General features: G+C 72.8%; 20 protein-coding genes. 12 read left to right on the top strand and 8 right to left on the bottom strand.

The window, feature by feature from the left end; genetic code table 11:
- Positions 1-56 precede the first annotated feature (56 nt).
- The 7 genes from PKF00_RS38960 to PKF00_RS38930 all read left to right on the top strand — a co-directional run bounded on the left by PKF00_RS38960 (position 57) and on the right by PKF00_RS38930 (position 8,376).
- Complete coding sequence (locus PKF00_RS38960; protein ID WP_271222770.1) at positions 57-791, top strand: hypothetical protein; 735 nt, start codon at positions 57-59, stop codon at positions 789-791.
- Positions 792-871: 80 nt separating this feature from the next.
- Complete coding sequence (locus PKF00_RS38955; RefSeq protein WP_271222769.1) at positions 872-2,125, top strand: S8 family serine peptidase; 1,254 nt, start codon at positions 872-874, stop codon at positions 2,123-2,125.
- A gap of 274 nt (positions 2,126-2,399) precedes the next feature.
- Positions 2,400-3,245, top strand: a complete 846-nt coding sequence (locus tag PKF00_RS38950; RefSeq protein ID WP_271222768.1) for a hypothetical protein — start codon at positions 2,400-2,402, stop codon at positions 3,243-3,245.
- Positions 3,239-4,489, top strand: coding sequence for a S8 family serine peptidase (locus PKF00_RS38945; RefSeq protein ID WP_271222767.1), 1,251 nt, complete (start codon positions 3,239-3,241; stop codon positions 4,487-4,489). The genes PKF00_RS38950 and PKF00_RS38945 overlap by 7 nt, the downstream gene beginning before the upstream one ends.
- A gap of 242 nt (positions 4,490-4,731) precedes the next feature.
- On the top strand, positions 4,732-5,100 hold the full coding sequence (locus PKF00_RS38940) for a hypothetical protein (protein ID WP_271222766.1): 369 nt from the start codon (positions 4,732-4,734) through the stop codon (positions 5,098-5,100).
- On the top strand, positions 5,088-5,408 hold the full coding sequence (locus PKF00_RS38935; RefSeq protein ID WP_271222765.1) for an MGMT family protein: 321 nt from the start codon (positions 5,088-5,090) through the stop codon (positions 5,406-5,408). The genes PKF00_RS38940 and PKF00_RS38935 overlap by 13 nt, the downstream gene beginning before the upstream one ends.
- Positions 5,409-5,520: 112 nt before the next feature.
- On the top strand, positions 5,521-8,376 hold the full coding sequence (locus tag PKF00_RS38930) for a CDP-glycerol glycerophosphotransferase family protein (RefSeq protein WP_271222764.1): 2,856 nt from the start codon (positions 5,521-5,523) through the stop codon (positions 8,374-8,376).
- A gap of 98 nt (positions 8,377-8,474) precedes the next feature.
- Here PKF00_RS38930 and PKF00_RS38925 read toward each other — a convergent pair whose 3' ends face one another.
- The 3 genes from PKF00_RS38925 to PKF00_RS38915 form a co-directional block, all read right to left on the bottom strand.
- Positions 8,475-8,936: a VOC family protein gene (locus tag PKF00_RS38925; RefSeq protein ID WP_271222763.1), complete on the bottom strand. Its 462-nt coding sequence runs from the start codon at positions 8,934-8,936 to the stop codon at positions 8,475-8,477.
- Positions 8,937-9,037: 101 nt separating this feature from the next.
- Entirely contained in the window at positions 9,038-9,544 is a 507-nt protein-coding gene (locus PKF00_RS38920; RefSeq protein ID WP_271222762.1) for an SRPBCC family protein, read from the bottom strand.
- Positions 9,541-9,882 (bottom strand): ArsR/SmtB family transcription factor, encoded by a 342-nt coding sequence (locus PKF00_RS38915; RefSeq protein ID WP_271222761.1) that lies wholly within the window; start codon positions 9,880-9,882, stop codon positions 9,541-9,543. The genes PKF00_RS38920 and PKF00_RS38915 overlap by 4 nt, the downstream gene beginning before the upstream one ends.
- Positions 9,883-10,323: 441 nt before the next feature.
- Here PKF00_RS38915 and PKF00_RS38910 point away from each other — a divergent pair, with 441 nt between their 5' ends.
- Positions 10,324-13,494 carry an ATP-dependent helicase gene (locus tag PKF00_RS38910; RefSeq protein WP_271222760.1) on the top strand — a complete coding sequence of 1,057 codons (3,171 nt, stop codon included), beginning with the start codon at positions 10,324-10,326 and terminating at the stop codon, positions 13,492-13,494.
- Entirely contained in the window at positions 13,488-17,174 is a 3,687-nt protein-coding gene (locus PKF00_RS38905; RefSeq protein WP_271222759.1) for an ATP-dependent helicase, read from the top strand. The genes PKF00_RS38910 and PKF00_RS38905 overlap by 7 nt, the downstream gene beginning before the upstream one ends.
- A gap of 155 nt (positions 17,175-17,329) precedes the next feature.
- Here the strand turns inward: PKF00_RS38905 and PKF00_RS38900 are convergent, their stop codons facing one another.
- Positions 17,330-17,932 carry an AAA family ATPase gene (locus PKF00_RS38900; protein ID WP_271222758.1) on the bottom strand — a complete coding sequence of 201 codons (603 nt, stop codon included), beginning with the start codon at positions 17,930-17,932 and terminating at the stop codon, positions 17,330-17,332.
- Here PKF00_RS38900 and PKF00_RS38895 point away from each other — a divergent pair.
- From PKF00_RS38895 to PKF00_RS38885, 3 genes are all read left to right on the top strand, one after another.
- Positions 17,931-18,161 carry a hypothetical protein gene (locus tag PKF00_RS38895; protein WP_271222757.1) on the top strand — a complete coding sequence of 77 codons (231 nt, stop codon included), beginning with the start codon at positions 17,931-17,933 and terminating at the stop codon, positions 18,159-18,161. The genes PKF00_RS38900 and PKF00_RS38895 overlap by 2 nt on opposite strands.
- Positions 18,162-18,305: 144 nt before the next feature.
- Positions 18,306-20,009: a hypothetical protein gene (locus tag PKF00_RS38890; RefSeq protein ID WP_271222756.1), complete on the top strand. Its 1,704-nt coding sequence runs from the start codon at positions 18,306-18,308 to the stop codon at positions 20,007-20,009.
- A 208-nt stretch (positions 20,010-20,217) separates the two neighbouring features.
- Positions 20,218-20,349, top strand: coding sequence for a hypothetical protein (locus PKF00_RS38885; protein ID WP_271222755.1), 132 nt, complete (start codon positions 20,218-20,220; stop codon positions 20,347-20,349).
- Between the two features lie 25 nt (positions 20,350-20,374).
- Here PKF00_RS38885 and PKF00_RS38880 read toward each other — a convergent pair whose 3' ends face one another.
- Genes PKF00_RS38880 through PKF00_RS38865 form a run of 4 tightly spaced genes read right to left on the bottom strand, consistent with a single transcriptional unit; the run spans position 20,375 to position 25,825 of the window.
- Positions 20,375-21,430, bottom strand: coding sequence for a type III PLP-dependent enzyme domain-containing protein (locus PKF00_RS38880; protein WP_271222754.1), 1,056 nt, complete (start codon positions 21,428-21,430; stop codon positions 20,375-20,377).
- Positions 21,427-23,001, bottom strand: a complete 1,575-nt coding sequence (locus tag PKF00_RS38875; protein ID WP_271222753.1) for an IucA/IucC family protein — start codon at positions 22,999-23,001, stop codon at positions 21,427-21,429. Before PKF00_RS38875 ends, PKF00_RS38880 begins: the two co-directional genes overlap by 4 nt.
- On the bottom strand, positions 22,998-24,683 hold the full coding sequence (locus PKF00_RS38870) for an IucA/IucC family protein (RefSeq protein ID WP_271222752.1): 1,686 nt from the start codon (positions 24,681-24,683) through the stop codon (positions 22,998-23,000). The genes PKF00_RS38875 and PKF00_RS38870 overlap by 4 nt, the downstream gene beginning before the upstream one ends.
- Complete coding sequence (locus PKF00_RS38865; protein ID WP_271222751.1) at positions 24,668-25,825, bottom strand: ATP-grasp domain-containing protein; 1,158 nt, start codon at positions 25,823-25,825, stop codon at positions 24,668-24,670. Before PKF00_RS38865 ends, PKF00_RS38870 begins: the two co-directional genes overlap by 16 nt.
- Positions 25,826-26,001: the final 176 nt, after the last annotated feature.

Below are 26,001 nucleotides of genomic sequence, written 5' to 3'. Positions count from 1 at the left end.
CCGTTGTCCGGGGACCGGGCGAATGCGGTCTCACTGGCCGAATTAAGGTCAAGGATGTGAATGTGGTCCCAGGTCAGCGACGGCTCGCCTGGCCTGTGCTGATCACGGCGTCCGTGCTGACGCTCGTCTGCGCGGCCGTGGCGGGGGTCGCCTCGAGTACCGCGGGGGCGGAGCTCACGCGCGGCCCCAACCAGGCGGAGGTCGAGCGGGCCGCCGCCGTCGAGATGGCGGGGCGCTGGCTGTCCTGGCCCGCTGAGCGGATCTTCCCGGAGAGCATCGGCTACGCGGCCGAGCAGGGCGGCGAGGAGAGGGCGCACCGGGTCGGCATCTCGCCGGAGACGCGGTGCGACAGGGCCGTGGACGCGGGACTGCGCGAGACGCTGCGGCGCGCGGGCTGCCAGGGGGTGCTGCGCGCGACCTATCTCGACGCGCTCCAGGGAGTCGTCGTCACCGTCGGCGTGGCGGCCTTCGCCGGGGAGAAGGGGGCCGCCGCGGCCAGGGCCGCGCTGCCGAGGACGGGACGTCCCTCTCCCGGCCTGCGGGCGCTGGCCTTCCGCGGGACGGTCACCGACAGGTTCACCTCGGCGGGCAGGCAGGGCAGCCTGGTACGGCAGGCGGGGCCGTACGTGGTGATGACCACGGTCGGCCAGGTCGACGGCAGGCCCGCCAAGGCCGTCGGGGAGCAGCGGCCGACCATGTTCGCCTTCACCGGCGACATCGCCGACCGGATCCTCGCCGACCTGTCGACGCCCGCGCGGCCCGTCTGCGGTTCGGGGCGGTGGCGGTGCTGAGACGCGGGGCGACGCCGAGGGCCGAGGCGGCGCCGGGAGGTCCGCAAAGGGCGCCGAGGCGCCGGGGACGGCGGACGGGCATGGCGGGCGCGGCAAGCGCGGCGGCGCTGGCTCTGGCCGCCGTCTGGCCGTGCCTCGCCGTTCCCGCCGCGCACGCCGACGACGTGCGCGGCGGCCAGCGGCAGGTGCTGCGGACCCTGGACCTGCCCGACGCCTGGCGGGTGTCGAAGGGCGGGGACGTCACGGTGGCGGTCCTGGACTCCGGGGTCGACCCCGGCCACCGTGACCTGGCGGGCTCGGTCGTCGAGGGCAAGGACTTCACGGCGGGGGCCAACCCGCGGGGGGTGGTCCCCTCGCGGCTGCACGGCACCTACATGGCCTCGCTCATCGCGGGGCACGGCCACGGCCCCGGCGGGGCCCTCGGCGTGATCGGCGTCGCGCCGAGGGCGAGGATCCTGTCGGTGCGGGTGATCCTGGAGGACGAGGAGCCGGGGTTCCGGGAGTTCAACACCGCGGAACGGTTCGAGAACGTGGTGGCCAGGGGCATCAGGTACGCCGTCGACCACGGCGCGGACGTGATCAACATGTCGATCTCGAAGGAGCTGGCGACCAGGGAGGAACGGGCGGCGGTCCGCTACGCGATCTCCAAGGGGGTCGTGCTCGTCGCGGCGGCGGGGAACGAGGGAGCGGGAAAGCCCGCCCCGACCGGCTACGCCCCCTACTCGTATCCGGCGGCCTTCCCCGGTGTGGTCTCGGTCGCCGCGGCCGACCGCCGGTTGCGCAGGGCGTCGTTCTCCAACTGGAACCCCTCGGTCCTGGTGGCGGCCCCGGGAGTGGACATTCTCGGCGCCGGGCCGGGTGACGAGTACTGGGTCGGCCGGGGCACCTCCCAGGCGACCGCGCTGGTCTCCGGTGTCGCCGCCCTCATAAAAGCGAAATATCCGAAAATGTCGCCTGCGCTGGTCGCGCAGGCGCTCACCGCGGGAGCGACCAGGCGGCCGAGCGGGGGGTACGACACCGGGGTGGGCTTCGGCGTCGTCAACGCCCCGAGGGCGCTCGCCGAGGCCGCCAGGATCTCCCGGCACACCCTCACCGCGAAGGGCGAGGGCGTCCACGACCCCGCCCGTCCGATGGGCGGGGCGGCCGAGCCCGTGCGGGTGGTCCGCCGGGACCGCGACAGGATCAACCTCTACGGGGCGATCGCCCTGGTCGCCGTGCTCGGCGCCGCCGCGTCCCTGGTGGCGATAGGCGTGTCCGTCGGACGGATACGCTCGGTGAGCGCCCCTCCTCCCGACCTCCCCGGCCCGGAGGGTGAACGCGACGCGACCGGATAAACACACTCCGGCGATAGGGCGGCGAAGTCGCGCGACGTAGCATCGAACTATGTCGAAGCCCGGGCGGTCCCAGGAGCCTGAACGGCCTCTGGAAGCCTCGGGACCGCACACCGGCGGTGACCGGCCTCAGGACGGTTCCCGAGCGCCGCGTGCCGGGAGCCGGCCCCAGGGCGGCTCCTGGGCGCCGCCTGCCGGGAGCTGGCCTCAGGGCGGCTCCCAGGTGCCGCGTTCCGCGGGAACGCGAGCCCGGCGCCCCGGCGTCCAGGGAGCCCCCATGGACGGGTCCACGGGGCCGCCGGGGACCTCGGGCAGACGGGCGAGGGTCCGCGCCTGGCCCGCGGCGGGCCGTGACCGCCTGGCCGTCGAGCGCGCCGAGCTGGAGGCCCTGGAGCGGGGGGTCCGGCTGCGCGCCGTCTTCCTGGTCCTGATGGGCATCATCCTGGCGATCGCCGCGAGCAACGTGCTCGCGGGCACGGTCGGGCTGTTCCGCGAGACGAGGGCCCGCCCGCTGACCGCCGCCGAGCAGGCCCGCTACATCCAGGACGACATCGCGCGGCGCTGGCACACCTGGCCCGCCGACATGATCTTTCCCACCGAGGTGCGGTACCTCGGCCTCGGCCGCGCGCAGCAGTACGCCCGGCGCGTCGGGCTCGCGCCGGAGACCTCATGCGGGGCGGGCCTGGACGCCCCGGTCGGCTCCGTGCTCGCCGAGCACGGCTGCCGCACCCTGCTGCGGGCCACCTACACCGACCAGACGTCCACATTCGTCTTCACCGTGGGCATCGCCGTCCTGCCGGACGAGGAGAGACGGATCGCCGCGACCGGGCAGCTGGCGGTCGACGACCGGGTGGGGGTGCGGCCCGTGGCCTTCCGCGGCACGGCGAGCGAGTCGTTCGGCGCCGCCCAGCGGCAGCGCAACGGCTGGGTCGCGGCCGGCCCCTACCTCGTCTTCTCCACGGCGGGCTACGCCGACGGCCGCACCCGCCAGGCGATCCCTCCCGAGGAGATCCTGCACAGCGAGCTGTGGCCGACCGCGCAGTCCATCACCGGGCACATAGCCCGTGCCCTGGGTGACGAGCCCAGTGCCGTGCCCCAGTGCACGCAGGGAAACGTGTGTTGAGGCGGCGGTCGTGGGCCGCGAGCGCCCTGGTCGCGGTCCTCCTGGCGACCTGCGCTCCGGTCTGCGCCCCCGCGGGCGCGGCCGACGTGCGCCAGGACCAGCGCTGGGTGCTGGAGAAGATGAACGTCGAGCGGGCGTGGAAGGTCACCAGGGGAGCGGGGGTGACCGTCGCCCTGGTCGACAGCGGCGTCGACGACCAGGTCGCCGAGCTGCGCGGACGGGTGATCTCGGGGCCGGAGATGGGCTCGGTCGAGTTCGACGGGAGCGACCCCTCCGCGGGCTGGCACGGCACCGCGATGGCCTCGCTCATCGCCGGGGCGGGCAAGGGGAAGGGCGGGCTTCTCGGCGTCGCGCCCGAGGCCAGGATCCTGTCCCTGCCGCTGATCCTGCGGGAGGAGACGCCGGAGGGCGACTTCGTGCCGCCGGAGGAGGACTCGCGGACGCGCGAGGACAGCCCGCTGGCCCGCGCGATCCGCTACGCCGCGGACCACGGGGCCAAGGTCGTCAGCATGTCGCTGGGCGCGTACGGCGCGCACAGAGCCGAGCGCGACGCGGTCTCGTACGCCCTGTCCCGGGGAGTGGTACTGGTCGCGGCCGTCGGCAACGACGGCGGCTCGGTGTACTCCGTCAACAACGACACCTCCTTCTGGAACTTCCCCGCGGGATACTCGGGGGTCATCGGCGTCGGCGCGGTCGACGAGGCGGACGAGCCCGCGGGTTTCAGCAGCGACAACCTCTCGGTCCTCGTCTCCGCGCCGGGCGTGGACGTGCCCGTGGCGATCCCCGGCGGGGGGTACGGCTCCTCGGACGGGACCAGTTCGGCGGCCGCGCTGGTCGCCGGAGTGGTCGCACTCATAAAAGCGAAATATCCGGATATCCCGCCGCATCTGGTGTCGCGGGCGCTGACCTCGACCGCCACCTCCGCCCCCACCGCCGGATACGACGATCACGTCGGCTTCGGCGTGGTCGATGCGAGCGCGGCACTGGCCAGGGCGGGAGAGCTCATGCGCGGCGCGGCCCAGACGCCGCAGCCGGAGAACCGCCGTTTCGGCCAGGGCCCCCTGCCCCGCGAACCCGCCCGTCCCGGTCCCGAGCCCGTCAGGCTCTGGCTGTACGGCGTGGGCCTGCTCATGGGCCTGCTGGCGTTCGGCTGGGCCGTGGTGACGCTCACCCGCCGCTCCGAGCGGGCCGGGACGTTCACCGCGGGGACCGGCGGGCCGCGGGGTCCCGGCCCCGCGGGGTGAGGGGAAGGCGGCCGACGGGTCGGCGGGCGTAGGGTGGGCCCATGGGCCGACGGCCCTCCGCGCCGGGCGGGCGCACGGCCGTCCGCGCCGCCGTCCGTACCGCCGTGGTGTCCTGGCCTCCGCGGAACACGAGCCGTGTTGAATTCGATTCGAACGCTTTTTGGACACTGTTCGGACGCGGTCGGCCCGATGGCGGCTCACATGGTCCGGTAACCGTCAAACATTCGCTAAGGTCGCGCATCATGGGGTACGAGTTGCGCGTGGAGCGCCCGGCGCCTCTCGCCTTCGCGGAGCTCGCGACTGTGCTGGGGCAGGCGGGGTTCGAGTTCCGTGGTTCACAGGAGAAGGGCGAGGTCCTGGCTCGCCACCGCGACGGGGTGCACCCCATCGCCACATGGGACGGCTCCCTTTCCGGCACACCGGGGTCCGACTGGCAGGTGGCACAGCTGGCCAGGGCGTCCGCCCTGCTCGGCGCGCGCCTGGTCGGCGAGGACGGAGAGTCGTACGCCATCCGTGACGGCCTCGTCGAGCAGCTGAACGGTTCGACGGCCTACGAGTTCGGCAAGCTCGACGAGATCCTCGCGGCCGGACCGACCGTATGGAGTCAGTAGGCCACCCGACCCCGTACGCCGAGCGGGTGCTCGACCTGGTCGAACGCATCCCGCGCGGCATGGTGATGTCCTACGGCGACATCGCCGAGTACCTCGGTGAGGGCGGTCCGCGCCAGGTCGGGAGAGTCATGTCGACCTGGGGTGGCGGCGTGCCGTGGTGGCGCGTCGTCCACGCGGACGGAACCCCCGCTCCGGGCCACGAGGCGCGCTGTCTGACCAGGTGGCGTGAGGAGGAGACGCCCCTGCGGGGCGAGCGCGCCGACATGCGGGCGGCGAGGTGGGACGGGCTGCCGGAAATCACCGCGTAACCGGCTTCTGCGTGGCCCACTACCATTGCCTAGGACAGCGCTCTGTCCGAAAGGCGGTGCCTTCCCCATGGCCACCGGCGTCACGTCCGCCCGAGCCGGCGGCGATCCAGTCGTGGATCGCCTCCGAGCTGTTCAGGATCTCTGTGACCGGGGAGAACCGCTCGAATCGATCGCGACAGCGGTGCTGGCCGAGGGGCTGACGCCCGCCCAGCGCCGTCGTTTCGACGCCGGGGTGCTGGCCGGTCCGCTCGGCTCCCGCCTGGACCTGGCGGTCAAACGCGGCGCGGCCCGCCGCCGCGAGTTCGTCACACTCTTCAAGCCCTACCTCGCCGGGGTGGACGAGCGGGTCAAGCGCGACCTGCCGGTCGCCCGCAGGATCGCCTTCCACCTGGTCGAGCACCGCGACGTGGACGACCTCGCCGACGGCGACGCGCTCCAGAAACTCACCGCCGCCGCCGCCGAGCCGTCCAGGAGGGTCCGCAGGCGGCTGCGCTGGTACGCCAACCTGCCGCTCCAGGACGAGCTGCCCGAGGCCATGTACCGCCTGCGGGCCTCCGACCTGATCCCGATGACGCAGGTCGAGGACATCTCCTGGTCGCAGGGGCGGTTGCGGGTCAGCGGCCACGCCTACCTGGCGGGGCTCTCCGTCCGCGGCCCCCGGTTCAACCGGGCGACGGTCGTGCTGCGCGGCCCCCGCTGGCTGCCGCCGGTACGGCTGCGCACCCGCAGGGTCTTCCACCCCGAGGCCACCCACGGGGCCGACGAGCCCGGCTGCAACTACGACTGGTCCGGGTTCGTCGCCGAGCTGAGCCCCTGGCCGCTGCGCTGGCGCGGGGGCGTGCGGTCCCTCGTGCACGGGGTCAGGAGGATGCTTCGCCACCGGGCGACCGTTCCCGACACCACGACCTGGCGCGCCGAGATCGTGATCTGGAGCCGGGGCGCGCGCGCCACCGGCCTGCTCCGCGGCCCCTCGATCGGGCGGACCGAACGCCCCGCCGGGCTCGGGCTGCCCGGCGGCTGGTGGGTGCGCCCTGTCTGGACCTCCGACCGCGCCCTCCAGATCGCGCTCCAGCCCACCAGGGCCGAGCTGACCGGGGTGCGTCTCGACGGCGACCGTCTGGAGCTGACGGTGTTCCTGCCCGGCAGGAGCGAGGGCAGAGGACAGGCGCGCCTGGACGGCCACCGGATGTCCGCCGAGTTCACCGCCGTCGAGGGCGGCACACGGGTCGTCGTCCCGCTCGCCGTCGACTCGCTGCTGCAGGAGCGCGACGGCGGCAGGCTCTGGATCGAGCCGAAGGGCGACCCCGCCGCGCCCGTCATGATCGGCGAAGCCGAGGAGAGCCGCACGGTCGTCGGAGACCGGGAGATCACCGTGCTGGGCGACCGGCGTGACCGCGTCATCGTCTCCGCGCACCGGATCCGCCCTGTCATCTCCTCGGCGACCTGGGACGACCAGGGCGTCCTCACGCTCGAAGGCTCCTACCCGGGTTCGGGGGCCGCCGAGCTGACGCTCAGGAACCGCGGCGGGGTGACCCACACCGTGCCCATGGAGCGTGCCGAAGGGCGTTTCTCCCTGCGGTTCACGCCCTCGGCCATGCCCAGGTTCGGGGAGGCCGCGGCGCTGGGCAGCGGCACCTGGAGCATGACGACCCGCGCCTCCTCGGGGGAGGTCGTGCCCTTCCGCGTCGACCACGCCGCCCTGGCCACGCTGGACGAGGAACCGCGGATCCGCGAGGGCCGGGCGTACCGCCTGCTGTCCACCCGGTTCGACGTGCCGGTGCTGACCGTCGCGGAGGACAGGCCCGACGACGAGAAGGGCGCCGGCGGCCTGTACGCCCTGCAGCGCTCGTTCTACCCGGCCGAGCGGGCCCGCGAGCTGGACGAGGCGACCGTCTACGTGGCCTACGACGGCCGCCAGTACGAAGGCAACGTCCGGGCGATCTACGAGGAGCTCGTACGGCGCGGCGACGACCGCGAACACGTCTGGGTGGTCAAGGACGGCGCGTTCACGCCTCCGGGCTCCGCCGAACTCGGCTTCGGCTCCGACATCAGGCCCAGGGTCGTCAGGGCGGGCAGCCGCGAGCACTACGCCGTGCTCGCGCGCTCGCGACACGTGGTGACCAACGGCTTCCTGCCGCAGTGGTTCAGGGCCCGCGAGGACCAGACGGTCGTGCAGACCTGGCACGGCAGCCCGCTCAAGCGCCTGGGCAACGACCTGCCGCACATGTCCCGTGACCCGAAGCCGCCCGCCTGGCACCGGCAGGCCGTCGAGGTGCGCGGCTGGGACCTGCTGCTGTCCCAGAGCCCGTGGGCGACCCCGATCCTGCGCAAGGCGTTCGGATACCAGGGCGAGGTCCTGGAGACCGGCTTCCCGCGCAACGACGTGCTCTCCGCCCCCGACCGGGACGAGCTGGCGGCGCGGGTGCGCCGCAGGCTCGGCGTCGCCCAGGACACTCGGCTGGTCCTGTACGCGCCGACCTTCCGCGACTACGACCGCAAGAGCTCCACGGTCAAACTGGACCTGAAGCGGGCGCGTCAGGTGCTGGGGCCCGGGCACGAGTTCCTCATCAGGGCGCACCCGATGCAGGCGGCCCCCAACGTCCCCGAGGGCCTCGGGCTCGACGTCACGGCCTACCCGGACGTGACGGACCTGCTACTGGTCGCCGACGTGCTGGTCACGGACTATTCCTCCATCATGTTCGACTTCGCCGCCACAGGCCGGCCCATTCTCCTGTTCACCCACGACCTGCAGCGCTACTCGGGCAAGCGCGGCCTCTACCTCGACCTGGCCGCCGAGGCCCCGAGTCCGCTGCTGACCACGAGCGCCGACGTCGTCGAGGCCCTCAAGTCGATCGACACCCTGGCCGCCGTCCACGCGGAACGCTACGAACGCTTCAGGAGCCTGTACGTCCCCAGAGACGACGGCAAGGCGGCGGCCAGACTGGTCGACCACGTCTTCACCCCCTGACGGTCGTCCCCACGCGAGCGGGGACGACCGTCAGGCGTCGACACCGCGCCGGTGCGGCGACCGCGTGCTCACTCGCGGCGAAGACGGCTCGCGGGCTGTCATGTGCTCTTCTCGACGCGCCAGGGCATGTACTGGAGGGTCCAGGTGTTGCCGTCGGGGTCGGCGAAGTGGGCGTAGTGAACGCCGCCGAGGTCCTCGACCGGGGCCACGTCCACGCCGCGTTCGACGAGCGTCGCGCGGGCGGCCTCGATGTCGCTCACCACGAGGTGCAGGCCGCGCAGCGTGCCGACGGGCATGTCGAGGGACGCGATGCCCTCGGCCAGGGTGATCGAGCAGGCCGAGCCCGGCGGGGTGAGCTGAACGACGCGAACGCCTTCCTGGGGCTGTACGTCGACGTCCACGGTGAAGCCGAGGCGTTCGGCGTAGAAGGCCTTGGCCCGGTCGATGTCGGAGACGGGCACCGGCACGAGTTCGAGCAGGAGCGTGCCGGGCGGGACGGGCGGCGTGGCCGCCTGCGCGGGCGTGTCCGCCGGGACCTGGGCAGGCTGGGAGTCGGTCATCCGGATTGTCCTTTCGGGGTTTTCGACGCGGGGATCCCTGTCCGACGGATCCCTGTCCTGGGGATCTCCGCTCAGGGGATCCCTGTTCAGGAGGTTTCCGTTCAGGGGGTTTCTGTTCGGGGGGTTTCCGCGAGCAGTTCGGCCAGGCGGTCGTACGCCTCGCCCGCACCGCGCTCCATGGGGGTGCGCAGCACGCTGTCGCGGATTTCGCGCGACGGGTAGCGGACCGTGGCGGTCATCGCCGTCCGGCCTTCGCCCTCGTCGAAGACGGTGGTGACGAGCGCGGCGCCCACGTCCCAGCCGTCGTGGGTCTCGGTCTGGACGAGCCTGCCAGGAGCCTCGACCTCGAGATACACCCCGCTCTGGCCCAGCTCGGCGCCGCCTGGGCCTCGCGAGACGAAACGCCAGGCGCCGCCCGGGCGCAGGTCGACCTCGCAGACGACGAGGTGCCAGCCGCGCGCGCCGTGCCAGCGCCGCAGCAGCTCGGGGCGGGTGAACGCCTCGAAGACGAGCGCGCGGGGCGCGGAGAACGTCCTGCTCAGCACGAGCTCCGTGTCGGAGGGCGCGGTCACCGACAGGCCCTCGGCGTCGTGCCGCGGCGGCGTCACGGAGCCTCCTCCTGTCCGGCGTCGAGCTCGCCGAGCAGGTCGTCCAGGCGCTGGTAGCTCTCCTCCCAGTAGCCGCGGTAGTCGGCCAGCCAGTCCATGGCGTTCTTGAGCCGGGCGGCCTCAAGCCGGCACGGCCTGCGCTGCGCGTCGCGCCCGCGGGAGATCAGACCGGCGTGCTCCAGCACCCTCAGGTGCTTGGAGACGGCCGGTTGGGACATCGCGAACGGCGCGGCCAGCTCGGTCACCGTGGCCTCGCCCTCGGCCAGCCGGGCCAGGATGGCCCGCCGGGTCGGGTCGGCCAGCGCGGCGAACGTCGCGTCGAGGACATCGACACTCACATTGATTACCTTTCGGTTCTATAACCAGTTGGTTTTATATGTGGTGGGTCCGGGGTCTGTCAAGGGCGTGATCGTGTGCCGTGCGGCGGGACCTCCCGCCGTGCGGACGGGACCTTCCGCCGTACACGCCGATGATCGGGTGCGACCCGGACCCCTGCGGTGACCGCGTGCCCAAGCCCGAGCCTGGGACGCGCCGAGCGCGGAGATGAGGCGAGGCCCGCTCGCGGACGACCTTCGTCGGCTCGGATCGGGACTCCAGGGCGAATGGGCACGTCATCGGTGCGGTGAATGTCGGTTTTCGGCTGTCCGGACCGAGGTGTGGCATGTCGTACTGCCTGACTCGGCACGATCATCGCCTGGGATCTGGTGGAATGACGAGTTGTGAGTGGTCAAGGCTGGCGGCTGGTGCGTCGTGAGGGTGCGGGGAGGGCTGTTGCCCCCGTGCTTGACGAGCACCAACGGGCTGTCGTCGCCCACGGGGACGGCCCGTTGCTCGTCCTGGCGGGACCGGGCACCGGCAAGACCACCACGATCGTGGAGAGCGTGGTGGACCGCGTCGAGCGCCGGGGCGTGGACCCCGAGCGGGTGCTCGTCCTCACCTACAGCCGCAAGGCCGCCGAGGAGCTGCGCGAGCGCATCACGGGGCGGATGCGCCGCACCACCCGCACCCCCCTCGCGCTCACCTTCCACAGCTACGCCTACGCGCTGCTGCGCCGCGAGGCCGTCCTGGCGGGAGGCGTCCCGCCCCGGGTGCTGACCGCGCCCGAGCAGCTCCTCGAGGTCCGCCGCCTGCTCCACGGCGAGCTGGAGGACGGCGCGCCCCTGTGGCCCGAGGACATGCGCGAGGCGCTCAAGACCAGGGGCTTCGCCCAGGAGCTCCGCGACTTCACGGCCCGCGCCGCCGAGCGCGGTCTCGACGGCGCCGACCTGGTCGAGCTGGGCCGCACGCACGGCCGCGCCGACTGGGTGGCCGCGGGCCGGTTCGCCGACCGCTACCAGGCCAGGTTCGACCTCGACCTGGAGCCGGTGCTCGACTACTCGGAGCTGATCCGCGCCGCCGCGGGCCTGCTCACCGACCCCCAGGTACGGCTGCGCGAGCGCGCCGCCTACGACGCCGTCTTCGTCGACGAGTACCAGGACACCGACCCCTCCCAGGAGTTCCTGCTCCAGCAGCTCGCCGGGGAGGGACGCGACCTCGTCGTGGTCGGCGACCCCGACCAGTCGATCTACGGGTTCCGCGGCGCGGACGTGCGCGGGATCATGGAGTTCCCCGACAGGTTCCGCACCGCCGACGGCGAGAAGGCGCCCGTCATCGCCCTGCGCGTCTGCCGCCGCAGCGGCCAGGAGCTTCTGCGGGCCACCAGACGCGTCACCGCCCGCCTTCCCGCGCCTCCGGGAGGCGGCGCGGCGCACCGCGAGCTGAAGGCCCTCCCCGAGGCCGACCCCGGCGACGTGCGGGTGCTGGTGACCGACGGGGCCGCCCAGGAGGCGGCGCTCGTGGCCGACACGCTGCGCAGGGCCCACCTGCTCGACGGCGTCCCCTGGTCGCGCATGGCCGTGCTGGTGCGCTCCGCCACGCGTCAGGTGCCGCTGCTGCGCCGGGCCCTCGTCACGGCCGGGGTGCCGGTCGTGGTCGGCGGCGGTGAGCTGCCGCTGTTCCAGGAGCCGGGGGTCCGGCCCCTGATCAGGTTGATCCAGGTCGCCCTCCACCCGGAGGACCTCGACGAGGCGATGGCGGAGGAGCTGCTGACCGGGGCCCTCGGCGGCACCGACATGATCGGCGTGCGACGCCTGCGCAGAGCCCTGCGCATCGCCGAGCACGAGGCCATGACGCACCCCGACGAGCGCGACCTCGAACGCGAGACGGCCGACCACACGGGCGAGCGCGACGCCTCGGGACCGCGTTCCTCGGGGGAGCTGCTGGTCGCCGCGTTGAAGGACGAACGGGAGCTGGTCCGCGTCGAGCCGCACGTGGCGTTCCCCGCGGAAAGGCTCGCCCGGCTCATCGCGGGCGCCGCCGAGGCCGTACGGCGCGGCGGAACCGCGGAGGACGTGCTCTGGGGCGTCTGGAACGCCACGGGACTGGCCGACAAGTGGACGGAGACGAGCGTCTCCGGAGGTTTCCGGGGCACGATGGCCGACCGCGACCTCGACGCGGTGGTCGCGCTGTTCGACCACGCGGCCAGGTTCGTCGACCGGCTGCCGCACGCGGGCGTCGAGGTGTTCGTCGAGGACCTGGTCGCCCAGGAGATCCCCGGCGACTCCCTCGCCGAACGCGCCCCCGACAGCGAGTCGGTGCGCATCATGACGGCTCACCGCTCGAAGGGCCTTGAGTGGGACGTGGTCGTCGTCGCCGGGGTTCAGGAGGGGGCGTGGCCCGACCTGCGGTTGCGCGGGTCGATCCTCAGCACCGACGACATGGTCGCCAGGGCGGCGGGTTCGGAGCACGAGAACCCCGCGGCCGTCTCCGCCGCGCTCGCCTCCCAGCTCCTGGCCGAGGAGCGCCGCCTGTTCTACGTCGCGGCCACCAGGGCGAGGAGCAGGCTGGTCGTCACGGCGGTCGGCGGCGAGGACACCGAGGAGCGGCCCTCCAGGTTCCTCGCCGAGCTGGCCCCCGGCGAGACCGGGGAGACGGCCATCGACGAGCGCTCCCGCTGGCTGAGCATGTCCGCCCTGGTCGCCGACCTGCGTTCGGCCGTCACCGACCCGACCAGGCCCGACCCGCTCCGCAGGGCCGCCGCCGCGCACCTGGCCAGGCTCGCCGCGGCCGGGGTGCCGGGCGCCCACCCCAACGACTGGTACGCCCTGACGCCGATCTCCGACGACCGCCCGCTGAGCTGGCCCGACGACATCGTGCGGATCTCGCCCTCCGCGGTCGAGAGCTTCAGCAAGTGCGGCCTGCGCTGGCTGCTTGAGACCTCCGTCGGAGCGGGCGGCACCGACGTCGCCAGGGGGCTCGGCACGGTCATCCACGCGCTGGCCGTGCTCGCCGCGACCGGCATGCCGACCGAGGAGACGCTCGGCAAGCGCCTCGACGACGTCTGGCACGAGCTGGACTTCGGCGGCGCCTGGTACAACCGCAAGCAGCGCAAGGTCGCCGAGGAGATGATCTCCAAGTTCGTCCGCTGGCACCAGGAGAACCCCAGGGAGCTGGTCGGCCTGGAGGAGGCGTTCACCGCCATGGTCTCCGAGGGCGTGCAGATCAAGGGGCGGGTCGACCGGGTCGAGCGCGACGGCGAGGGCCGAGCGGTGATCATCGACATCAAGACCGGCAAGAACGGCCCCAAGGACGTCGACCTCGACCGCCACCCCCAGCTCGGCGTGTACCAGCTCGCCGCGCTTCTCGGCGCCTTCGAGCGGCACGGGATGACCGAGCCCGGCGGCGCGGCGCTGGTCCAGGTGGGCGACGCCTCGGGCAAGAAGAACGCCAAGGAGCAGATCCAGACGCCCCTGTCCGAGGACGCGGAGCCGGGCTGGGCCCGCGACATGGTCGACACCGTGGCGATCGGCATGTCGGGGCCGTTCTTCCAGGCCAAGGTCAACGACGGCTGCCGCACCTGCGCCGTGCGGGCGAGCTGCCCGGTCAGCAAGAACGGAGACCAGGTGTGCTGAGCCCGATCCAGCTCGCCGCCAAGCTGGGCATCCTCCCCCCCACCCCCGAGCAGGCCGAGGTGATCGAGGCCGGCCTCGAACCGATGGTCGTGGTCGCCGGAGCCGGGTCGGGCAAGAGCGAGACCATGGCGGGGCGGGTCGTCTGGCTGGTGGCCAACGGCCTGGTCCGCCCCGAACAGGTGCTCGGCCTGACCTTCACCAGGAAGGCCGCCGGAGAGCTGGCGATCCGTGTCCGCGAGCGGCTCAACGGCCTGGTCGCCGCCGAGCAGGTCCCCGCCGAGCTGCTGGAGGGCGAGCCGACCATCTCGACCTACCACGCGTACGCGGCCAGGCTGGTCACCGAGCACGCCCTGCGGGAGGCGCTGGAGCCCACCATGCGCCTGGTCAGCCCCGCGGTCTCGTGGCAGCTCGCGGGACGGGTCGTCAGCGGCTACGACGGGCCGATGGAGCAGATCGAGTGGGGACCGGCCACCGTCACCCGCGCCGTGCTCGAACTGGCCGGAGAGCTGGCCGAGCACCTGCGCACCCCGCAGGAGGTGCGGGAGGTCGGCGCCTGGCTCGCCGAACGGTACGCCGAGCTCCCGGGAACGCCCGTCCAGCTCCAGCGCAGACCCCTGGCCACGCAGCGGGCCAGGGAGCAGCTGCTGCCGCTGGTCGAGGCCTACGAACGGCTCAAGCGCGGCCGCGAGGTCGTCGACCACGGCGACCAGATGGCGCTGGCCGCCCGCATCGCCGCCAGGCACGCCGAAGTCGGGGAGATCGAGCGGGGCCGCTTCGCCGTCGTCCTGCTTGACGAGTACCAGGACACCAGCCACGCCCAGCTCGTCCTGCTCCGCTCGCTGTTCGGCGGCGGCCACCCGGTGACCGCCGTCGGCGACCCCTGCCAGTCCATCTACGGCTGGCGCGGCGCGTCCTCCGGCAACCTCACCCGCTTTCCCCGCGACTTCAGGACCCCCTCGGGGGAGACCGCCCCGGTCCGCCGCCTGTCGGTCAGCTTCCGCAACGGCGACGCCGTCCTCGACGTCGCGGCCAGGGTGCAGATCCCGCTGCGCCTGGAGGCCAGGGAGGTGCCGGTGCTGGTGCCGGGGGGCAACCGCGTCGAGCGGGGCCGGGTGGTGTGCGCCTTCCACGAGACCGCCGACGACGAGGCGGAGTGGGTCGCGGACGGCGTCGGCAGACTGCTGGGGAGCGAGAGCGCCCCCGACGGCCTTCCGTGGGGCGACGGAGAGCGCAAGAAGGCCAAGCAGAGCTCCTGGGGCGGCCCCCAGTGCCTGCAGCCCCACGACGTGGCGATCCTGGCGCGCAAACGGTCGCAGTTCCCCGCGCTGCGCAGGGCCCTCGAGGCGAGGGGCATCCCCGTCGAGGTCGTCGGGCTCGGCGGACTGCTGACCGTGCCGGAGGTCGCGGACATCGTCGCGACACTGCGGGTGATCTACGACCCGACGGCCGGAGACGCCCTCGTCAGACTGCTGTCAGGCCCCCGCTGGCGGATCGGCCCCGCCGACCTGAAGGAGCTGGGGGAGCGGGCCCGCGACCTGAACAGGGAACACCGCGAGGGGCCCTCCGTCGTGGCCGACCCGCTGGACCAGGTCGTGGCGGACATGGCGGAGGAGCGCGGCAGCCTGGTCGACGCCCTCGACGAGCTGCCGGACCGCCCCGAGTGGCAGGACCTGTTCTCCTCCCTCGCCAGGGTGCGCCTGCTCGCCCTGGCCCAGGAGCTTCGGACTTTGCGCGCCCACACCGGGCAGCCGCTCCCCGACCTGATCACCGAGATCGAGCGCAGGCTCGGCCTGGACATCGAGGTCGCGGCCAGGGGGACGGCCGTCGGCGTGTTCGCCGCGCGGGCGGACCTCGACGCCTTCCTGGACGCCGCGGCCAGGTTCGCCGGAGACTCGGAGGATCCGACGCTGGGGGCGTTCCTGGCGTTCCTGAAGGCCGCCGACGAGGAGGAGAACGGTCTCGACGCGGGCCGGGTCGGCGAGAGCAACAGCGTAAAGCTGATGACCATCCACGCCTCGAAGGGCCTGGAGTGGCCGGTCGTCGTGGTGCCCGGCATGTCCCAGGCGCTGTCGAAGGCGGGGACGCTGACCGTCGGCACGATGTTCCCGGCCAGGCCCGCCGTCAGCCCCAAGTGGACGGAGAACGCGCGCAAGCTGCCCTACCCGCTGCGCGGCGACGCCTCCGACCTGCCCGAGCTGGCCGGGCTCTCCAAGGACGAGCTGGGCGAGTTCGACGAGCGCTGCCGCGACCGCGACCTGATGGAGGAGCGCCGCCTGGCCTACGTCGCCGTCACCCGCGCCCACTACCTGCTGATCGCCTCCGGATACCGCTGGGGCAGCGCGTCCAAGCCCCTTGAGCCCTCCGACTTCCTGATGGAGATCCGCGACACCTGCGGCAGGGTGTCCACCTGGGCTCCCGAGGCGGAGGAGGGCGCGACCAACCCCCTGCTGGCCGACCCCGCCGAGTCCGAATGGCCGGTGACCCCCGACGGGCTGCGCTACGAGGCCGTACAGGACGGCGCGACCATGGTCGAGGCCGCCCTCGCCGCCCTGGCCGCCACGGGGCCCGCTCCTTCGGGGCGGACGATCCCGGCGGGTTCCCGGTCGGACGTCTCCGCCACGGTCGCTCTCGGCGCGGACGGCTCCGTCGCCGGGGTTCCCGAGGACGAGGACGTCCCCTTCCCCGACGCCCCCCCGGACTTCGAGCCCTTCGAGGGCGTCCCCTTCCCCGAGGAGTTCGAGTCCTTCGAGGACTTCGGCGACTTCGAGGACCTCGTGGAGCCCGAGGACCTGGCGGGCTTCGACGACTTTCCCGCCTTCCCTGACGCTCGGGAGGGGGACGGACGTCGGCAGGATGCCCGGGAGCGGGACGAGCGGCAGTGGGACGCCCAGGAACCGGACGCCCAGGAACCGGACGGTCGAGAGCAGGCGGCGCGTCCTGCGGACGGGTGGTCCACGGCGCAGGGAGAGCTGCGCGGCTGGGACAGGGAGCGGGCGAAGGCCTGGGAGCGTGACATCGAGCTGCTGCTCAGGGAGCGGGAGCTGAACCGGCGGCGCGGTCCCGGCCGGGTCGAGCTGCCCACCCACCTGACCGTCTCCTCCCTCGTCACCCTGGCCTCCGACCCGAAGGCCCTGGCCCGCCAGATCCGCCGCCCCGTGCCGAGGAAACCCGCCCCGCTCGCCCGCAGGGGCACCTCCTTCCACAGCTGGCTGGAGTCCCGCTGGGGCCAGCAGAGGCTGATCGACGAGCTCGACCTGCCCGGCTCGTCCGACGACGTGGAGGAGGTCGCGGACGCCCATCTCGAGGAGTTGCGCGAGCGCTTCGAGGAGAGCGAGTGGGCGGGCAGGGAGCCGCTGGACATCGAGGTCCCGTTCGAGACGATGATCGCCGACAGGCTGGTCAGAGGCCGGATGGACGCGGTCTTCGAGATTCCCGGCGGCGGTTACGAGGTCGTCGACTGGAAGACCGGGCAACGTCCCAGGGGAAAGAAGGCCGAGGCCGCGGCGGCCGTACAGCTCGCCGCCTACCGCCTGGCCTGGTCCCACCTGGCCGCCGTCCCCCTGGACCAGGTCAGCGCCGCCTTCCACTACGTCCGCCTCAACGAGACGGTCCGCCCGGTCAACCTCCTCGACGAACGCGGCCTGACGGCCCTCATCGAGTCGGTCCCCACGATCGGCTGAACCCTCCCGTCTCGCGGGTAACCCTCCTGAGCCGGTCGTGCTCGGGCCGTGTCCCTCGTCTCTCCGCCGCGCCCCCCTGAATCAGGTCCCGAACTCCACGACCACACGATGCGTGGACCTCCGAGGATCCAGGGGCAGGCGGCGGGAGGAGGCGTTCAGGTCGCGACGAGGGCTCGTCGGCGGGCGTGGGCCGCGATGGCCGCGGCGGTGGCCTCGGGCGTCATGTCGGCGGTGTCCAGCCACCAGCCGACTCCGTCCAGTTCGTCGCGCATCGACCGGTCGAGCGGGCCGAAGTCGAAGTCGACGCGCTCCCTGACGTGCCGTGCGAGGTTACGGCGGCGGCACACCTCGAGCGGCGGCGCGAGGACGACGAACATGACCGGGAGAGGCCGGAGACGGTCGACCATGAAGGCCAGCGTCCGCCGGTCGGGGACGACGTGGTCGATGACCGGCGTGAACCCGTCCTCGGCGAAGCTGCCTGCCAGCACGCAGATGTTGCGGGCTCGAAGCCGCAGCTGCCGTTTGGACTCCTCACCGGGATGGTCGACGCGGACCCGGCCATTGACGATCATGTTGGCGACGTCGTCGCCGTCGATGCGAGCCGATCGGGGAAACCGCGCCGCCACCAGTCGGGACACCGTGGTCTTGCCCGCCCCGGGGAGCCCCGAGACGATCAGGCATCCGGGCGCGTGCGGGCTGTCCGCGTCGGCTCCGTGGGCGTCGGCTTCGTGGGCGTCGGTTCCCCCGGCTGCGACCATGGCCGTCATCCTGCCCGCGCCGGACGTCTCGGCGCACCTGGTTTACGGCGGACCCGACGACGCTTCCGACGAGCTCGCCGGAGCCGGACTCGCGGTCACCCTCCACCGCGAACCCGCGAACCCGCGAACCCGCGAACCCGCGAACCCGCGAACCCGCGAACCCGCGAATGGGCATGTCGACGTCGATTGTCGGCGACGACCGTTGTTCCGTTTCGGAAACGCGACGTGAAAACGGTGAACCCATTCCGGTGCCGGTGAGCTCGGCGAGGAAAACACCGGTTCCTGTCGTGCGCGTCTCCACGTTAGGTGATCATGGGGCTTTCTGGAGAAAGGGGTGGGTTTGAGAGCGTTGCAGTGGTTACTGGGATTGGCGTTGGTTCTGGGAATGGGGCTCCCCGCGCTTCCGGCGGGCGCGGAGGCCGAAGTCAGGGTCTCGGTGACGAGGGTGAAGGCCTCGCCCGCGCGACACACGGGCAAGTGCCCGGTCGTCGTGGAGTTCTCGGCCAGAATCACCGTCAAGGGATCGGGCGTCGTCCGTTATCACTGGGGGCGCTCCGACGGCACGCGGGCACCGGTGAGAACGCTCAAAGTCCAGGGCCGAAAGACGGTGGTCGTCCGGGACCGGCAGGTGTTCGACAAGGACACCAAGGGGTGGCAGGCCATACGTTTCTTCGGCGTCAAGCCCAAACTTTCCGGTAAGGCGGCGTTCTCCGTGAAGTGCGGTGGCCTTGAGCCGGTCTACGACGGCGGCCACCCGCTACCGCCCGGTTCCCGGACCGACCCGGTGCGCACAGCCGCCTCGGTCACCGCGACACCGTCGAGCCACTCGGGTGCCTGTCCGGCGACCGTCGGTTTCACCGCCACCCTGCAGGTCTCCAGGGTGCCCGCGCGGGTCGCCTACCGGTGGGTGGACAGCCTCACGGGCGAGGGCCCGTTGCAGTACGCGGACTTCGGGGCGGGAACCGGGCGCAGCCGTACCGTCTCCGCCTCCCTCACGGTGACGGCGAGCGGCGGCGGTTGGAAAGCCGTCCGGACCCTCGGCCCGGGGGGCGCCGTCTCCACCCGGGCGAACTACACCGTCACCTGCGGTTCGGGACAACCGGTGGCGACTCCGGCCGCCGCCACCGAAACGCAGCATTACAGCGGTCCGTGTCCTGCCACGGTGCGTTTCACCGGAAAGGTGACGGTCGACAGAGTGCCTGCGGAGGTGGCGTACGAGTGGGTCGACAGCCGTGGCGGAAAGGGCCCCTCGGACGTGCTCACGTTCACCGGCGCGCCCGGCTCGGAGGATGTCATCCCCTACGACCGTCGGGTGGAGAAGGGGGAGGCGGGGACGGTCACGCTCCGGGTCCTCACCCCGAAGGTCGCGGAGTCCACGATCGACTTCACGGTGAGGTGCCAGGACGGCAACCCCGCCGGGGCACGCGCGACGGTCACCGACATCGCTTACGCCGGCACCAGGTCCGGACCGTGCGGGCAACCGATATCGATGCTCGCCTCGGGTGTGATCAGCGCTCCGCGCGGACCCGCCACGATCACCTACGAGTGGGTGAAGAACGGCAGGCCCATCGAGCTCACCGACGAGGCCGCCTCCACGGGCACGGGGCCGTGGAAGTGGGACGTCATCAGACTCTCCCTGCAGAAGGAGCAGGACGCCTCCGGCTCCGTGGCGATCAAAATCCACAACGACGGCGGTGTCTCCCCCGCGCTCAACTACAGCTCGGCCTGCGCGGGCGAGGAGCGCGACCTCACCCTCATCGCGACGGTGCCCGACCACGCCGGGGCGTGCAGCAGTGAGGGACCGGGAGTCTTCGTCCACAACCGTGCCACGATCATCGCGCGCGGCCTGTCCGGAAGCGTCGTGTACCAGTGGGCCAGGAAGACGGCCGACGGCCGATGGGCCGACTGGGGCTCACGGGGCGGGGTCAGCTTCAGGGGAGACGAGTTCGAGACACGCTCGCTGATCTACCCCTGGAAGGTCTCGAACACCGAGACCCGCCAGTGGAAGCTGACGGTGACGCACAAGGGCAAGGAGTACGAGACACCGGTCGCGTCCCACACGGTCACGTGCGCCTGACCGGTGGCGGACGAGAGGCGTCGCCTGGCCGACAGGGTGCTCGACGGCCGGTGTGAAGCCAGGTGAGCTGCGGCTTCACATTTCCTTTTCGACCGGTGGGCGGTTTCGCCGAAGGCAGGCTCCGCCGTACAGGGAACGTGAAGCCCTCTGGGCCACTCTGCTCGCCGTGGCGGCGGACACAGCCGCTCTCGACAGAAAGGCTCGTGAGATGGGTGTCAGGATCACCCGGCTCTTCATGGTCGGCGCGCTGTCGGCGACGGCGCTCGCGGTCGCTCCGATCGGCTCCGCGAACGCCGCCGCCCACACCTCCGAGGGGGTGTGCGGCCCAGGGCACAGATAGGACAGACAGGGGAGAGGGGGGCGGGTCACAGATAGTGGAAGCCGGGCTCCGGGTGCATCAGGAAGTCGTGGTGGGAGATGTTCCAGGCGTACGCCCCGGCCATGGCGAACTCCACGACGTCTCCGACGGCCAGGCTCACCGGCACACGGCGGGCCAGGACGTCCTTGGGCGTGCAGAGCTGGCCGACGATCGTGATCGGCTCCCCCTCGGGGAGGTCGCCGGACAGGGGCTGGGAGTGGCCCTTGGCGGCGGGCGTGCGCAGGTGGTGGGTGCCTCCCGCGACCACCGCGAACAGCTCGCCGTGGACCCGTTTCACGTCGATCACCCGGGTCACGTACCGCCCGCAGTAGGCGGTCAGCGCCCGTCCCGGCTCGACGCGCAGCACCTCTCCCTGACGGCGCAGCTCCGCCAGGCCCTCACCGTAGGAGCGCCAGTCGAACCGTGTGTCGGGATCGGCGTAGGACACCGCCATGCCCCCGCCGAGGTTGACCTCCGAGACGCCCAGTTCCCTGGCGCATGCGAGTACGGCCCGCGCGAGCTCCAGCAGCGCGGGGGCGTCGAGCCCGCTGGCGAGGTGGGCGTGGATCCCGCGCGGCCGTACGGCGCCCCGGCCTGGCCGGTCGGCCAGGAGGGCCAGGCATTCGGCGATCCCGTCGGGGTCCATGCCGAACGGGGTCGCTCCGCCGCCCATGGCCAGCGACGCCCCGGTCACCGGCACGTCGAGGTTGACCCGTAGCAGCACGTCGGCGGGGTGTCCGGTCTCCAGCAGGCGGCGCAACTCACCGGGACTCTCCACGTGCAGGCGGGTGACGTCGGCCGCCAGCTCGGCGCGGGTCTTGCCCGGACCGCCCATGGCCACGGGGATGTCGGGGAACAGCGAGCGCACGTGTGCCAGTTCCCCGCCCGAGGAGACCTCGAAGCCGTCCACGTGCCGGGCGAGCACCCGCAGCAGCCGGGAGTCGGGGTTGGCCTTCACGGCGTAGTAGAGCTCCACCTCTCCCAGGGCGGCCCGTACGGCCGCCGCGTGGGCGTCGAGTGAGGCGAGGTCGTAGACGTAGGCGGGCAGTTCATCCGGGATCACGACAGCACCGCCAGCGGGTTGGCGACCGGGACGTACCCGGCGGAGCGGTCGGCCGAGCGCGCCCATCTGACGGAGAGGTTGGCCTTGGCGGGCAGCGGCGCCCCGGCCAGCAGGTCGGCCAGCGGTCGCGGCCATCCCCTGGGGGCGGCGTATCCGGTCAGCACCTCCCCGGCGACCGCCCACAGCTCCCTGGTGGACTCGCGCCCCGCGAGGGAGGCGGCGATCTCGGAGAGGTGGTTGACCATCAGGCAGTAGACCACCCGGTCCCAGCCCCTGCCGGGATCGTAGGTGAGGGCCTCCGCGATCCGTCCCGGCAGCCCCGACAGGTCGTGCCGTCCCGCGACGAGTTTGGTGCCCTCCAGGTCGCGGAAGATCGCCTCAACGGGCAGTCCCGACGTGTCCACGCCGACCAGGACGTTCTGCAGGTGGGGCTCCAGCACCACGCCGTGGCTCAGGTAGGCCTCCAGCACCGGCAGCGCCACGTGCTCCACGTAGGCGCGCCACCAGCGCACGGGGTCCGGGGGCGGGGCGCCGGGGACGGCCAGCGCGCCGCTCAGCAGGGGGGTCACCCCCGGTGTGCAGACCGACCACGGGCTGGTTCTGATGATCACACTGAGCCCTTCCAGGAGCCGGGTGCCCAGCTCGGCGGAGCGGTAGCCGGGTTCGGCGAGCCAGCGGGTTCCGGGGAAGACGGCCGACAGGTCCTCGAAGACCGGTCCGAGGCGGTGGGTCAGCTCGACCGCCCCGGCCAGCTCGTACCAGGAGTTCTTCCGCACGCAGTTGGTGATCCGCACGTCCAGGCTGAACTTCAGGCACCGGTCGATCCTCGGCTCGTAGACCGTGCGGACCGACGAGGTGGGGATCGCCGGGCGGGAGCCGTACCCCAGGTCGATCAGCCGCCCGTCGGCCAGCGGCGCGGCCAGCTCCGCCGCGAGCAGGTCGAGCTGCCACGGATGCGCGGGCAGGGGCGAGTAGCCGGAGGGCGCGGGACCCAGGTCGTCGAGCGCGCCGGTCTCGCCCGCCTCCGCCAGCACGTCGTCGCGGACGCCGAGCAGTCTGAGCGGGAAGCTCGCGTGCGCCTCGGGGGCGTAGCGCAGCCAGCCCTCGCCGTCACGGGCCTTGGGGCTCGGATGGAACGGGTGTCCGAGGACCAGTCCCTGTTCCGAGGCCAGCCACGGGTCGGCGGGGGCGGGGGTCTCCCGTCTGGCGGCCAGCAGCGCCGCCATGGCCTCCCGGCTCGCGCCCACCTGGGCGGCGAACTCCTCGTTCCTTTCGCCGAGCTCCGTTCCGCCGAGCTCCGCCTCCACGAGCCCGACGAGCCGGTCGGCGCCGAGCGGCTGCCAGCACCCGTGCTCCAGCCATTCGGGCGGGCCGTCGAAGCGGAGCGCGAGCCCGCCGTGCGTCCTGACCCGCAGCAGGGTGTCCGCCACGCGCAGCAGCACGTACGGCTCGGCCTGCCAGACCTGCCCGCGCGGCCCGGCCACCTCCCTGACGCAGCAGCGCAGCAGCGCCGCGACCGACGCCTCCTCGGCGAGGGCGGCGGGGCAGGAGTCGAGTGCGAGGCTGGTCATGGCGTCCTTCGCATGGTCATGTTCTGGATGGCATGAGGGGGCTGGCGCAGGTAGTTCGGGCCGCTGGTGCCGTAGAACTTGTTCACGTCGCGCGCCCCGGTGCGCGCCTTGTCCACCAGGGTTCCCGCGGTGATCATCGATTTCCCGACGAGCCTGGCGGCGTCGAGGGTCCTGGCCCGCAGCAGCCTGGCCATCGGGTCGTCTCCGTGCTCGTTCAGCGCCTCCCCGAGCGCGTGGCGCAGCAGCGCGCAGGCGTGCGGGGGCGGCAGCGCGCCGAAGGCCACCGCCGCGGCGGCCAGGTGGAGCGTGATGGTCACGAACATGTCGGCGAGCGCGTGCGGGTCGTCGGTCAGCATCCGTTCGTCGGCGAAATCGGGCACCGTGAGGCCCGCGGCCCGCAGGCGTCCCGGAGAGGTCATCAGCCCGTCGTTGTCCTTGACCAGCAGCCGGGGCGGGCCGTCTCCCAGCACCAGCGAGAGGTTCTGCTGGTGGGTCTCGAGGGCCGTGCCGTACCGGACGAAGAGACGCACGTGGAAGCCGAACAGCAGCCGGAGATACTCCCCGAGCAGCCGCGCCACGTCCCCTCCGTACCAGCGTCCCGCGAGCTCCTCGACGACGCGTCCGCCGCCCGGCGCGGGCGCGAGCAGCGCGGCGACCGGGACGATCTCGCCGGGCGGCAGGCGGCGGACGAGCCAGCCGAGATACTCGTGCCCGGCGTGGCCGTAGGTCTGTTCGTCGGCCAGGAGCACCCCGGGATGGGGGATCTCGCGCAGCAGCAGCTCGGCCCGCGCCCCGTCGGCCAGCGTGCCCGGCCTGATCGAGCGCCGGTTGCGCATCCCCAGGGTGCTGGTGGGCAGCGGCAGCTTCACGTGGGTGCCGGCGTCGATCGCCACCGTGCGCGTCGACAGCGTCGGGGTGACCCCGAGGTACGGCTTCGGCCCCGGCGTCGCCCACGGGATCTCCTCGACCAGGGGAACCGTGAGCGGGTGCACGGGGAACAGCACGTGTGTCGCCGCCAGGGACGCGGGCAGCCCGACGGCGGCGAACTCCGGCGCGCCCGGCATCTCCGCCCCCGCGGCCCGTTCCCTGGGCACGGCGGCCCAGCGCAGCTCGAAGGAGGGCGCGAACTCGGGCGCGTACGCCGTCAGGTCGTCGTCGGACAGGCCGGTTCTGCACCGGGCCGTCGGGTAGACGGGGTGGTCGACGAAGGCGGCCAGCGTCTCGTAGCGGGTGGCGGATTCCGCGGGCGTCCCGTGGCGGAGCCTGGCGAGGACCCTGTCGCGGTGCGCGTCGTGGAGGTCGAGGGCGCGCAGAGCCTCCCCGCACTCCCGGGCGAACGCCTCGACCCCGGGGCCGTCGGCGGGCGCGGAGACCTCCTCCAGCGCCAGCAGGACCTCCCGCAGGCCGAGTGTCTCCTCGGGGGCGACCACGAAGTCCTGGAACAGCGAACCCGGCACGAGCCTCACCCTGCGCCCGCCGGGCAGGATCAGTGCGACGCCGTCCTTGCCCCTGGTCATCCGCCCGGCCAGACCGCCGTAGTCCTCGCGCAGCAGCGCGTCCAGGACGCGGGAGGCCAGGTACGGCTCCCGCCCGCTCCCGACGCCCCCGCCGGCCGCGTGGCCGCCGTCGTCTCCGCCACCCCATCCGGCCGCGCGGTCGCCGCCGATCACGCGATCACCCATGGGGCGTCCGTCTCGAAGGCCGCCACCGCCGCGTCGACGCTCGCCCTGTCGGGGCCGATCGCGCGCACGACGCCCAGGTAGTCGCGGTTGGTGTTGTTCGGCTCCACGCGGTCGCCCACGGCGCGCAGCGGTCTGTGCCAGATCCTGACCGGGTCGCCGGGGGCGGGCACGACCGTCCCCGGCGACGCGACCACGGTTCCCCGCCTGCCGGCGACCACGCTCAGCGCGGTCCCGTGTCCCCGGACGTCTCCCAGGTCTCCGGCCGGGGCTCCCAGATGGACGCCGAGGACGCGCTCGAACAGCGGGACGCCCAGCAGGTCGCCGAGGAGGAAGTCGCAGTGGTCGCCGATCACCCGGTAGTTGACCTCGATGATCCTGGGGCCCGCCTGCGTCATCACGTATTCGGTGTGGCAGGCGCCGAAGCCGACTCCCAGCGCGGAGAGCGCCCGCAGCACGTGCTCCCGCGCGGGCGGCGGCTCCCAGTCGAGCCGTTCCTCGACGAAGTGCGGCAGCGGCCCGAGGGTGGTCCTGAACCCGCCCAGCACCAGCGGTTCGCCGCCGTCGCCGAGCGTCTCCAGCGTGTGCAGGGGACCTTCGAGGTACTCCTCGACGACCAGCGCCTCGCCGGGACGCCGCTCCCGGATCTCCCGCAGCGCCACGGCGAGCTCGCGTTCGTCCCGCACCAGCACGACGTCCTCGCTGGCGACGCCCTCGCGAGGCTTGACGACCAGGGGAAACGGCATGTCCGCGGGCGCGGGGTCGCCCGGCGCGAGCCGCGCCGAGCGGACGGTCTCCACGCCCGCCGCCGCGAGGCGCCTGCGGGTGAGCGCCTTGTTCTTCGCGGCGACGCAGGCCCGCCAGTCCTTGCCGGGCAGGCCGAAGTACGCGGCGGCCATGGCCGTCTCCGCCTGCAGGTGGTCGGAGTTGGAGAAGACGGCGTCCGGCGCGTGGTGGTGCGCGATGACGTCGATCACCGCGCGGGCGTCGCGGACGTCACATCCGAGCACCTCGGCTCCCGAGTCCAGATGGCGCTCGGGCCGGTCGGTCAGTACAGTGACGTCGCAGCCCAGCGCCCGCGCGGCCGGGAGGAACCCGTCGGTGACCGAGTCTGTCGGCTTGAGCGCGGTGAGGTACAGCCGCAATGCAGACCCCCGATAATCAGGTAAGCCTAACCTAACTCGGTGCATCCTAGCTGCATGGAGATCATCTCGCTGATGTGATCGGGTATTCACCGTATACGCCCGCCCCGTGAACGAGGCACGAGATCTCACATCCGTTCTCGCCGAGGGGCGTCCACGACCGCCGGGTCGACGGCCCC

The sequence above is a fragment of the Streptosporangium carneum genome (assembly GCF_027922005.1).
Lineage (GTDB): Bacteria > Actinomycetota > Actinomycetes > Streptosporangiales > Streptosporangiaceae > Streptosporangium > Streptosporangium carneum.
Note: the sequence above shows the minus strand (reverse complement) of the source record. Positions and strands in the feature narration are given on the sequence as shown.